Here is an 11948-nt window from a genome sequence, read left to right as displayed (position 1 = left end):
GGGGGATCGGTTTTATACCGATTTCTTCTCTTTACGTTGCTCTTTTTATGATTGGAAAAACTTAATTTCTATTAAATGAAAGATAGAGGGTGCAGGTCAAATGAATATTAAAAAAATTTTCATCGTCAATAGAGGCGAGATAGCAGTTCGAATTATAAGATCTTGTAAAGTTTTAGGAATCGAAACAGTTCTTGCTGTTTCTGAAGCTGATATAGACAGTCTGCCAGCTCGATTAGCCGACAAAACCGTTTGCATCGGACCAGCTAATTCAACCAAAAGTTATTTAAACATTCCCGTGATCATTACAGCAGCGAAATCAGTTGGGGCAGATGCAATACATCCAGGGTATGGATTTTTATCGGAAGTAGCCGAACTTGCACAAAACTGTCAAGATCATGGTCTCATATTTATCGGTCCAAAACCGGAGCACATTTCGAAAATGGGAAACAAACTTGTCGCTAGATCAATCGCACAGCAATGCGGCGTCCCTGTTTTGCCCGGTTCCGAAAAAGTGGCATCCTTTGAGGAAGTAGTTCAAACCATTGAAAAAATAGGTTTACCCATTATGTTAAAGGCTGCAGCTGGAGGAGGGGGCCGCGGTATGAAAATTATTACCGATTATGCCAATATTAAAACGGTTTTTGAATCAGCCTCAGCTGAAGCGAAAGCAGCTTTCGGCGATGGAACTATGTACGTTGAAAAATATATCCCTAACGCCCGGCATATTGAAGTGCAAATCCTTGGCGATCAACACGGAAATGTTATTCATCTTGGTGAAAGGGATTGTTCAACACAACGCCGGCATCAAAAATTAATTGAAGAAGCGCCCGCACCTAATATTTCTGAAAAGCTTCGCCAAGAGATCCGTGAAGCAGCAGTGAAGCTAGCCAAAAACATTTCCTATGAAAATGCAGGGACGGTTGAATTCATTGTGGATCAAGATGAACAAAAGTTTTATTTCCTTGAAATGAACACAAGAATTCAAGTTGAACACCCAGTGACTGAAGCTATTACAGGTGTTGATTTAGTACAGGAACAAATAAATATTGCACGTGGTGAAAAACTTCGCTTTACCCAATCAGATATTCGGTTTACTGGTCATGCAGTCGAATGCCGAATCAATGCGGAAGCACCGGAAGAAGGGTTTCGACCAAGTCCAGGATTAATTTCAAAATGGGAAATGCCGCAAGGACCTGGAGTGCGGATTGATACCCATTGTTACCAAGGCTATTCAGTGCCTTTGTTTTATGATTCCATGATCGCCAAAGTTATCGTCCATGGTTATGATCGAACACATGCCATGAAACGAATGCTTGTCGCATTAGATGAATTTACAGTTGAAGGGATTAAAACAACAATCCCATTTTTAAAAGAAGTTTTACAGGACGAAGAATTTGTAAGCGGAAATGTTAATACCCGTTTGCTTGAAAAAGTTATGAAGTAAACAATGGAAGCAGAAATAGACAGGGCTGTTCAAAAATCGATGAAAGAGCAGTCCTGATTTTTTTTTAACATAAGCAAATTGTCTATTTTACTTTTAAATAATAAATGATGAAGGATTTAGATTTTACTTAGAATGTCTAGCAAAACATAACTTTATTTAACTTTCAAAAGAAGGCTATCGCAAAACTGTCGATTATCTCATTTTTGTCTTAATTTTATCGATCTGGTTATAAAAAGTCTCACAAACAGATTCCTATCTTCTTTATTCGCATATTTTTTAACTGTTTTAAAACTATGTCCCGTCTCTTTGGCGTTGGTATCAGAGACATCCCTTAATACAAATAGTTGATATGATGTTGTTGAATTATTGCAAGCATTTTTCTCTATTAACAGCCTTTTTTGTCCAATTAGAAGGCAGGGAAGAGGGAGATGACAATGATTTTTTATTTTGCAAGCTGCTAAATTTTTATTTTGTATTAAACAAATATGTTCCGTATTTCTTATATAATATTATTTTCTTTTAACCATTTTTCAAAAAGTCTATTTCCAACTTTATAAGATAAATCATCTGCATCAACAGTAAAAAGCTTGTAACCATATTTTTTATGGAAATCATAGTTATCTAATATTTTTTTAACTAATGTTGTATCTTGTTCATTATCTAAAAAAATTACCCACTTATTTCATTCTGAATTTTATATGCGACTGCTTCTAGATCAACATTGTTCTCATAATACCCTAAATGGAGATGCTGATTTGGATCAAAATTCACGTTTAGTCCCCCTATTCATTGATTTATCAAGTAACTGAAATCATAAAAAGTGATGTTTTTATTAGGAGCTGCATCATGATCTTGTAAATGTGCTCCTTTTCCGATAATCCAATCTAGAGATAGGCTGTTTTAGTTTTTTTGTTACTAACCCCATTACAATGGCAATCAATCTAGTGAAAAAATTTTAAAGTTCAAGTCAAGTTCTTTCATTCCAGTATGCATTTTGCAATTCCTTTAAAATCCTATATTTCATCTCGATCCATCTCTGTGTCAATCATAATCAGATAAATCCCATTTGTTATAATAAATTAAGAGTACATAATATTTCCATAATTTTTAAAGGGGGATTTACAAATGACAAGAGAAGTTTTTTTAGAAGACAGTTATAAAAAAGAGCATCAGGCGGAAGTCATAGACATTAAAGAAAACAAAATTATTTTAGACGAGACAATTTTCTATCCTTCAGGCGGCGGCCAGCCTCATGATACAGGGATGATCAAACAAGGAAATGAAATATTTAAAGTGAATAAGGTTCAAAGAGAAAACGGACAAATTGTCCATTATGTAGACAATGCTGAAAAACTAAAGCAAGGTCCTGTAGAAATACTAATAGACTGGGATCGACGATATAAACTTATGCGTTACCATACTCTGCTGCATGTATTAGCCGGTTATCTTTACAGCAAATTTGGGGCGTTGGCGACAGGGAATCAAATTTTTGAGGATCAGGCCAGAATAGATTTTCAATTTGAAGAACCATTAACAGATGAACAATTTAATGAGGTGGAAGAAGCAACAAACAAGTTAATCCAAGAAAATCATCATGTCTCAATACGAACCGTTAGCCGTGAAGAAGCTGAGAAAATTGATGGTTTTATTAAAACAGTTATTAATTTGCTGCCTCCTTCTATTCAAAATGTTCGCCTCGTTACTATTGGGGACATTGATGAACAGGCTTGTGGAGGAACACATGTAAAGGAAACAAAAGAAATAGGCTCTTTTCAAATTTCGAAAATCAAAAGTAAAGGGCAGAACAAAAAACGTTTAGAAGTTACTTTAAACACTATTTGAACAAATTTACAAACATACACATTATTTAGAAGTTTGTGCTGCACATATAAAATGTGCCTTCGTGACAGAAAAAGTGACGTGTTATGTTTGCTTCTTGGAAATTTTATCGAAATGAAGCGTCATTCCGATCCGGGGTGGCGTATTTTTTTGCCATGAAGGGTTGAAGGAAGCTGTCAGATCATTGGTGAAAGTTAAGGAAGAAAAAATTTTGTGAAAAAACGATTTATGTTTCGCATTAAAAAATCAAGTGCAATTAATTGAGGAAAGAGAGTAAAGGAAGTGTTCAATACGGCTTTTCTGCAAAAAAACGGGAGTATAATAATCACGTTAAAAATACGGGATTGCTCTTATAATATAAGCTTTTCCATGCTTTTTGTCTGTTTGCGATGCTAAAGTGGAAGCAAATGACGACAAGGAATGGATTTGTTGGTTAATCTTAACAGGATCAAAGTTAAAATCTTATTTATCCACTTCAAAAATTGAAACTTAAAAGTAACACCGTGAGCGAATTGGCGCAAAATTAGGCAGCACAATTACAAGTAAAATCATGAAACAGCTTCAACAAAATTTATGTTTAGTAAAACTTCAAGTGAACGGGTTGTAACAACTTCTAAATAAAGATAAAAGCCATTCTCATTGTCGAGAAATGGTTTTGTTCTTGTAGATCTTTTCTCTTTATTTCTATAGCTACTTCAAGGTCCATGTAGAATGGAAATATTGCTTCTGCTTGGATGACAATGCAAATAGTACAAAAAAAATTCTGGATTTTGTTCATGGAACGGAGACATTTTTAATATTATAATGAAAATGATTATCAATTTTATTAAAATAAAAATCACTTCAGCAAATTTGGTAGGTTTAGACAAGAGAGATGGACTCTGCAGACGGCAGTTGGATGGTGGACTAGACGGTGATGAGTCGGTCTTGGAGAAAATAAGGAAATACCAACGTGAATAATTTCGAAACGAAATACACTGTTTTAATCGAAACGAAACGAATCGTGATGACACGATCCTAAAACATAGAGAAATTAGTGCTGCTGCATCGGTCAGTTCCATAAGTCTGGACGGATATTTTCCACCATTATTTAAAGAAACACAGTATGGCCCTGCCGATTGGGGAGAAGTGACAGCCGATATCGAAAGACATTAGAGATCAGATCACTACGACCTATTGCAGCTATACATTTGATTGGAGCATGTTCCGAGCGCAAATTACTTATAGGAAAGGGTGGTGCGATTGACAAAAGATAGGCAACTTTGCATCGGGTTGTCATTGTCAACAACCTGGATGAGAGGAAATGGCTGGCGACAAGAAGATAGCGGCGTGGAAAATTTGTATTCGAGCGACTTTTATGTCAGGCTGGCGAAAATGGCAGAGAAGGCAAAGCTTGATTTTGTCTTTAAGCCTGATGCACTTTTTCTCAAAGAAGAGATGCTGGGGAATTCTCCTGCTTTTAGCAGCCTCGATCCGACGATTCTCCTTACCTCAATTGCCCGCGAAACCGATCAGATCGGGCTGGTTACGACCGTTTCCACTACCTTCAACCCGCCATACGTCGTTGCAAGACAGCTTCAGTCTTTGCATTGGATCAGCAATGGGCGTGCCGGATGGAATATTGTAACCTCTATTGAGGGAGCCGAAAATTTCAGTAATTCCCCCATGCCGTCAACAGAAGAAAGGTATTTAAAAGCCATTGAATTCACTGATGTCGTACTCAAGCTTTGGGAGAGCTACCCGCATGAAGCGTTGATTGTTGATCGCGTTTCGGGTAAATATGCTGACAGGGAGATGGTTTCTCCAATTAATCATTCCGGTGATTTTTTCAGTGTCAAAGGGCCGCTCAATCTTCCAGCCCATAAATCAGGATCGATTCCCTTATTTCAGGCAGGTGCCTCGACTTTTGGACGAGATTTTGCCGCTTCAGTAGCGGATGCTATTTTTGCCGCAACACCAGACATTGCTTCAGGCATCGAATTGCGTGATGATTTGAGGAGACGAGCGAGGAAGCACGGGCGCCGTCCGGATGCAATCCGAGTTTTGCCAGGACTGTATTTTTTCTTAGGCAAGACCCGAGGCGAAGCGCTCGATTTGCACAGGGAGGCGCATGCACATATGAGCATTGCACATAGATATGCAGCCGTCAAATCCATTCTGGGCATTGATATTAGCCACCTGCCTTTGGATCAGCCAGTAACTGCCGATTTGCTTCCCGACCCGAATCAGCCAGTACGGAGTCAAACACACGCTGATCTGTTGCGCAGGCTGATCATGCATCAGCAGCCTACAGTGGAAGAGCTGTTGTCAAGGCCAGAGGTTGTCGGATCCGCACATTGGGTGGTCGTCGGAACGGCTGAGGATGCACTGAGAGAAATTACAGAGTGGTTTGAAGCCGGTGCAATGGACGGATTTATAGCTCTTCCAGGCGGTTCGATAAAATCTTTGCAATTATTCTTCGATGAGCTGATTCCAATGCTGGTCGAAAAAGGTTTGTTCAGGAGCGAATATAAGGGTTGTACCTTGCGTGAGCATTTAGGTATAACATAGGTCTTAAATTTGCAATGAAGTGTTTAAAATTTGGAGGTTTACTAGAGACTATATGAAATTTAATTGATAGTATTGCCTCAACTTGTGTTTACAATTAGATGAGATGATGAAAAAGTCATAAAACTTGTCTTTAGATGCTTTAAAAGCAACAAACACACGTTATGGAAGTAATTCCGAACGTGTGTTTTTTAATTTAAAAAGTTTTTTAGTAGGGTTAAATGTCCATGGCACAAAAAACTTATCAAGACATTTGTTAAATGTTCAAAGAGTTGCTTAAAAACTATAACGGTTTATTAAAGGGCAGATTGTTCAGAAGGCATTAGGAACTTACTAGAGCAACGATATCCTTGGTAATTGGGAGTACATCTGGGACTGGCGGGACCGGGAGAAGAGGTTCAGAAGGGAGCCCACGGACTGAGGGGGATGAATCCAATCAGCGCACATCCACCTGCTATCTACCGGATGAAAAAACGGAGAATGTACTGGAGACAGAGGGGTGGCGAAGTTAGGGTCAAAATCATCCAGGGGATCATGAATCAGACGTGAAGGGCAGACAAAGGAGCGTCCGTAAGCAGTAGGAAGCCGAGAAGACCCGTCAAGATGTCCGCAATATTGTATCAGAGAACCCGACCATTGATCAGGGTGTGTAGCGGTATACAGTCCAATTCAAGCGGAGCGGGACGATTGCGGAAGGTCACCCATAATGGCAAACATTACTGAGACTTCCAAAAAATCATTGGCTGTGGTGTACTAGATGAGGACGTCTGAAATATTGATCCGATAACCATCCTGAGAAAATCTTGACACATATCATTAACGGTAGTTTTGCTTAAAACTAGAAAATAAGATAAGATAAAAAAAAGATTTTTATGGAGGATTGACAATGCAATACGATGCTAAAACCCCAAAAGAATATATTGAACTGCTAGACGACGACTGGAGAAAAGAGAAGCTCCTAATTGTAAGACAATTTATATTAGAAAATGCGCCTGAACTCGAGGAGGGCATCCAATACAAGATGCTATGTTATGGCAGCGGGCCCTCAAAATTATTCCATTTGAATGCTCAAAAATCTTATGTGAGTCTATACGTGGGCAATATTGAGAAAATAGAAAATTCCAAGGAGTTGCTGACCGGATTGGATTATGGAAAAGGATGTATACGCATAAAAAAGTCAGTTGATTTGCATAATAGCGGACTTGAAGATTTTGTGAAAAAGACGATCGATACTTGGAGAGCCGGTGGCGATACTTCTTGTTAGAACGTTTAGAATAAGAAAAGTGTTCGTTGTATTCTCCATCAAAATTCGTAACAAACTTTTATGAACCTACATTAATAGCCTTTATGGATAGATTTTATTGGAAAAGATGCACTTTCGGAAATTTTCTGGGAGGGATCGAATTGGAATTCGAGTAGAGAATCCGCATGATTGAGGAACCATTCAAAGCTCTGCCTTTGTGCGGAGAAAAAGGGGTTGGTTTGCCTATTTTTAAGGGAACCTATAATAGATATAGATAATGTAAAAAATAGAGGGTGAATCTGCCAACTTTTTTCTTTAATCGATATTCGATAAGGAATGTTTCCTCGTATTTTTATCCCATCGCCATGCGTTTGACCTTTTTCTGTCATTTCATGAAGGATGGACAGGTTTCGGTAAGTATGCCATTCTTTATTTGGAGGCCGGAATTGTAATTAAGTAAGAGGTGTTAAATCAAGTTCCAAATAATAGAATTGTTGATCGGTACATGTGGAACACCTGTTTTAAACATAATAAGATTTGTCGTCGATCTCCAATCGTGCAAAAATCTCAGGGGATCGACGACTCTTTCAAATCTTCATTGAGCCCATGCAAATCAAAGGATTGATAAAATGTACCTCCTTCGCTAAAATGAAAATAACTAATCAACCACTTTAAACCAAATACATATCTAACAACCATTTTTGGGGTTTTTATCTTAACTATGAGGAATTGAAATTCGTAAAAATCGAGCAAAGCGCGTAAATTTGCTGTCGTTTTTATCTTAACTATGAGGAATTGAAATACCATGTCTCGATTATTAATTTTGCTAACCATTGACCCGTTTTTATCTTAACTATGAGGAATTGAAGCCCTGTTGTGGATGGCGCAATTTCCGCCCAAAATATGCTTTTATTTTAAACTATGAAGAAAAACTTTAAACAAAAAAGCACGGCCAATGTGAAGTGACCCATGTCAAGTAGACAGGAACATTTTTATCCATCTTTCAGTATTGAAGTATTTTCATGATATACAAGCCATACTTTTTCAAGAAAAAGAAATCACATATCTATTTTTATAGCGATCATCTCTACAATCCAGCAGGAAATTATGCACAGACTTGTGAAAGATAACGGCCAATCTTATAAAAAATGTATTCAAAAGTGATAGCTTCAAAACTATGAAATTCGTAAGTAAAAGAAAGCGAAAGAATGGAATACCATGAAAGACGAGGAAACTCGTCCGGATCGTACCAAACGGGAAGAAAGAAGTTAAACTGCAGCCAATCGAATGCTAGACGAAAAAAACTGTAGAGCGCATATGAATCCATATTCAAAAATCCTTCAACGCTTAAATGTTTCATTTCCGACAAAGTCGTCCGGGTTGCGTTCTCCAATCCGCAAACTTGGGACGAATAATCATTTGATCGGATCAGCCGTGTAATATTATGCGGTTTAACCGAAGGAATTGCTCCGTTATTTCTGTTACTTATAAAACGACAAGTAAACCGTCACCTTACAACAAACTATTCAAAAATCCAGAGTAGACGAGGCTCTATTTGAGAAGAAGGCCATCCTTTTGTAATTTAACCTGTTCTTTGCCACATCAGTCGGGGACAGGTTTTTTTCTATTTTTATGAACAAAATGCACATAATTATTTTTATTTGCAAAAAAACATTATTCAGAAAATTGCTGCTATAATACCTTTGAAAATGTAAACGCTGTCAAAAAACAAGGGGGTACTGTTGAAATGAAAAAGTGGTGGTTCTTTCTAGTGATGGGGATTGTCGCGGTGATGCTGGCGGCTTGCGGAAGTACTGCGACGACAAAATCATCTAACAAACAAGAAAATTATCCAACAAAACCGATTATGTTTGTCGCTCCTTCAGGTGCTGGGGGCGGCTGGGATTTAACAGCAAGAGCGATTACGAAAATATTGGATGAAACAAATCTAGTGAAGCAAACGATGACGGTAGAGAATAAACCGGGCGGTGGAGGAACCGTGTTTATGGCGGAATATGCGACGCAAGATAAAAACAATGATTATAAGCTGTTTGTCAACTCCCCGCCGATCATTATTAACAACTTAAAAGCGGAAGGAAACAGTCCATATGGTTATAAAGATACAACACCGCTTGCCCAACTAACCAAAGATTTTGGAGCGATCGTGGTCAGAGCGGATTCGAAATTTCAGTCGATGTCTCAATTATTGGATGCGATTAAGCAAAATCCGAAATCGGTGACGGTTGCCGGCGGATCTGCACCAGGATCTATGGATCATTTGGTTGCGATTCTTCCTATTTATAAATCCGGTATCGATCCGAAAATAGTGAAATACGTGTCGTACGATGGCGGAGGGGAAGCAATTGCAGCGCTGCTTGGCGGAAATACCGATGTCATTGCAACCGATGCTTCTTCTGTCGGGGAATATGTAAAAGCAGGAAAAGTGCGGGTGCTTGCTGTCTCAGCGCCGGAACGTCTTGGCGGTGTTTTGAAAGATGCACCGACGTTAAAAGAGCTTGGCATTGATGCGGAATTTACAATTTGGCGCGGCGTCTTTGGTCCAAAACAAATGTCTGACGATGCGAAAAAGTTTTGGGAAAATACATTCAAAAAATTGTCTGAGCATGAAAAATGGAAAGAGGAGTTAACAAAACAAGGCTGGGAGCCTGAATACAAAGGTTCCAAAGAATTTACACAATTTTTACAAGAACAAGAACAGCTTATTAGCGACATGCTAAAATCGCTCGGAATGCATAAGTAAGTGAACGGGGGAGAGAATTCTTCCCCATCTTTATAACAAGAACGGAGGGATGTGAGTGAGTAAAACGTTTGATCGCATTGCTGCCATCACCTTTTTGGCTGTTGGAGCTTTGTTTATGGTGGAAAGTCTGCGAATCTCGAAAAGTGCGTATGGGAGTGCCGTCGGACCAAACGTGTTTCCATTTTTGCTAGGACTTATTCTTGTGTTATTAAGCATTAAACTGCTCTTCGAAACAGCAAAATATGCGCACTCAGAAAGCGAAAAGCTGCCGCTGCAATATAAAAAGTTTTTCATCATTTTACTTGCCGCCGTTTTCTATGCTGCTTTATTAGAAACAGTCGGCTATGTGATTACCACTTTTGTCTTTCTTGTTATTGGATTTCAGGCAATGGAAAAAGGTGGGCTGTGGAAATCGGTGTTGTTTGCCGCTTGTTTTTCTCTAGGGGTATACGGGCTATACGTCAAGCTGTTGCAAGGAACGTTGCCTAGCTGGCCAATTTGGTTGCAGTAAAGGAGGTGGAAAAGTTTGGATGCATTGACATTTTTAATTGATGGCTTTCAGACCGCATTGCAGCCGCACAATCTGTTTTTCGCCTTTCTTGGAGTGCTCATCGGAACGGCGGTAGGAGTGCTGCCAGGAATTGGGCCGATGAGCGGGGTAGCGCTGCTCATCCCGGTAACCGCTTCAATGACGTCCGGTCTTGACCCAGCTCAAGCGGCGACAAGCTCGATTATTTTGCTTGCTGGTGTTTATTACGGAGCGATGTACGGCGGTTCGACAACATCGATTTTATTAAATACGCCTGGAGAATCCTCCTCTGTTGTAACGACATTGGACGGTTATCAAATGGCAAAGCAGGGAAGGGCGGGGGCAGCTTTAGCGATTGCGGCGATCGGTTCATTTGTCGCCGGGCTCGTTTCCTTAATTGCCCTTGTGCTGTTGGCAGAGCCGCTTTCCAATGTAGCGTTGAAATTCGGCCCAGCGGAATATTTTTCCTTAATGCTTCTCGGATTGGCTGCTGTCAGTGGACTGGCGGGAAACTCGATGACAAAAGCGTGGATGATGACTGTTTTCGGCTTATTGCTTTCGACCATTGGTCTTGATAATGTATCAGGTGTGGCACGGTTTACGTATAACATTTCGTTTCTATACGGGGGCTTGGAATTTTTAACGGTAGCGGTCGGTTTGTTTGCCTTAGGAGAAGTATTCAAAGCCATTCTTCATAAGGAGAAAAATGACGGCGAAATCGCAAAAATCGGCCGCATCCTTCCGTCGAAAGCAGAAGCAAAAGAAAGCGTGGGTCCGATTGCGCGCGGATCGCTGCTAGGCTTTTTCGTCGGCGTATTGCCGGGAGCAGGGGCGACGCTCGCCTCGTTTTTCTCATATATCATGGAAAAGAAATTAAGCAAAACGCCTGAAAAATTCGGAAAGGGAACGATTGCCGGCGTGGCGGCGCCGGAATCAGCGAACAATGCCGCTTCAGGAGGGGCGATGATTCCGCTGTTGACGCTCGGAATCCCTGGCTCTGGGACGACGGCGATTTTAATGGGTGCGTTAATTATGTATAACGTCCAGCCGGGTCCTCTTCTTTTCGACGAACATCCAGATGTTGCATGGGGGCTTATTGCCAGCATGTTTATCGGCAATGTGATGCTGCTTATTTTAAACATGCCTCTTGTCAAAATATTTGCTAAAATTATTGAAACCCCGACTAAATATTTGCTGCCGCTTATTGTTGCGATTTCGGTTTTCGGTGTTTATGCGGTGCAAGTCACAATATTTGATGTGTTTCTACTCATTGGGTTTGGCCTTTTAGGCTATTTGCTGGCACAACATGACTTTCCCCTTGCTCCGCTTGTATTAGGGCTGGTACTTGGTCCGATGATCGAAAATAACATGCGAAGAGCACTTACAGCGTCGAATGGCGATTTTATGGTGTTTTTTGAAAAACCAATCTCACTTGTACTGCTGATCATAGCGTTTTTATGGATTGTTGTGCCATTTATCATGAAATTAAAAGGGAAGTCGATTATTGTAAATGAAGATATGTAATAAGGGAAAGACTATTGCCTTTTGGCGGATAGTCTTTCTCTATTTTTAGTCAAGGAGAGAG

Annotated in this window: 9 protein-coding genes; 7 read left to right on the top strand and 2 right to left on the bottom strand. The window is 39.8% G+C overall.

Features of this window, described 5'->3' with window-relative positions:
* The first annotated feature begins 100 nt into the window (after positions 1 to 100).
* On the top strand, positions 101 to 1444 hold the full coding sequence (accC, locus tag ACVIJU_RS11310) for an acetyl-CoA carboxylase biotin carboxylase subunit (RefSeq protein WP_456687628.1): 1344 nt from the start codon (positions 101 to 103) through the stop codon (positions 1442 to 1444).
* Positions 1445 to 1943: 499 nt separating this feature from the next.
* Here accC and ACVIJU_RS11305 read toward each other — a convergent pair whose 3' ends face one another.
* Both ACVIJU_RS11305 and ACVIJU_RS11300 read right to left on the bottom strand, forming a co-directional pair.
* Entirely contained in the window at positions 1944 to 2072 is a 129-nt protein-coding gene (locus tag ACVIJU_RS11305; protein WP_456687943.1) for a DUF3986 family protein, read from the bottom strand.
* 41 nt (positions 2073 to 2113) lie between these two features.
* Positions 2114 to 2215: a DUF3986 family protein gene (locus ACVIJU_RS11300; RefSeq protein ID WP_456687627.1), complete on the bottom strand. Its 102-nt coding sequence runs from the start codon at positions 2213 to 2215 to the stop codon at positions 2114 to 2116.
* A 354-nt stretch (positions 2216 to 2569) separates the two neighbouring features.
* Between ACVIJU_RS11300 and ACVIJU_RS11295 the strand changes: the two genes are divergently transcribed.
* From ACVIJU_RS11295 to ACVIJU_RS11270, 6 genes are all read left to right on the top strand, one after another.
* Complete coding sequence (locus tag ACVIJU_RS11295; RefSeq protein WP_456687626.1) at positions 2570 to 3286, top strand: alanyl-tRNA editing protein; 717 nt, start codon at positions 2570 to 2572, stop codon at positions 3284 to 3286.
* A 1239-nt stretch (positions 3287 to 4525) separates the two neighbouring features.
* Positions 4526 to 5833 carry an NtaA/DmoA family FMN-dependent monooxygenase gene (locus tag ACVIJU_RS11290; protein WP_456687625.1) on the top strand — a complete coding sequence of 436 codons (1308 nt, stop codon included), beginning with the start codon at positions 4526 to 4528 and terminating at the stop codon, positions 5831 to 5833.
* 883 nt (positions 5834 to 6716) lie between these two features.
* Positions 6717 to 7094: an iron chaperone gene (locus ACVIJU_RS11285; RefSeq protein WP_063388196.1), complete on the top strand. Its 378-nt coding sequence runs from the start codon at positions 6717 to 6719 to the stop codon at positions 7092 to 7094.
* A gap of 1771 nt (positions 7095 to 8865) precedes the next feature.
* Positions 8866 to 9834, top strand: coding sequence for a Bug family tripartite tricarboxylate transporter substrate binding protein (locus ACVIJU_RS11280; protein ID WP_395994369.1), 969 nt, complete (start codon positions 8866 to 8868; stop codon positions 9832 to 9834).
* Positions 9835 to 9889: 55 nt separating this feature from the next.
* A complete protein-coding gene (locus ACVIJU_RS11275) occupies positions 9890 to 10345 on the top strand; it encodes a tripartite tricarboxylate transporter TctB family protein (RefSeq protein ID WP_063388193.1) in 456 nt (151 codons plus the stop codon).
* 15 nt (positions 10346 to 10360) lie between these two features.
* On the top strand, positions 10361 to 11887 hold the full coding sequence (locus ACVIJU_RS11270) for a tripartite tricarboxylate transporter permease (protein ID WP_063388192.1): 1527 nt from the start codon (positions 10361 to 10363) through the stop codon (positions 11885 to 11887).
* Positions 11888 to 11948 lie beyond the last annotated feature (61 nt).

The organism is Aeribacillus sp. SP014, from assembly GCF_054055575.1.
The sequence above is the reverse complement of the archived record's forward strand: the minus strand, read 5'-3'. Positions and strand labels throughout refer to the sequence as shown.

Bases quoted from the DNA above. Each gene is read 5' to 3' on its own strand.
- accC (WP_456687628.1), top strand. From the start codon at position 101: ATGAATATTAAAAAAATTTTCATCGTCAATAGAGGCGAGATAGCAGTT.
- ACVIJU_RS11295 (WP_456687626.1), top strand. From the start codon at position 2,570: ATGACAAGAGAAGTTTTTTTAGAAGACAGTTATAAAAAAGAGCATCAG.
- ACVIJU_RS11285 (WP_063388196.1), top strand. From the start codon at position 6,717: ATGCAATACGATGCTAAAACCCCAAAAGAATATATTGAACTGCTAGAC.
- ACVIJU_RS11280 (WP_395994369.1), top strand. From the start codon at position 8,866: ATGCTGGCGGCTTGCGGAAGTACTGCGACGACAAAATCATCTAACAAA.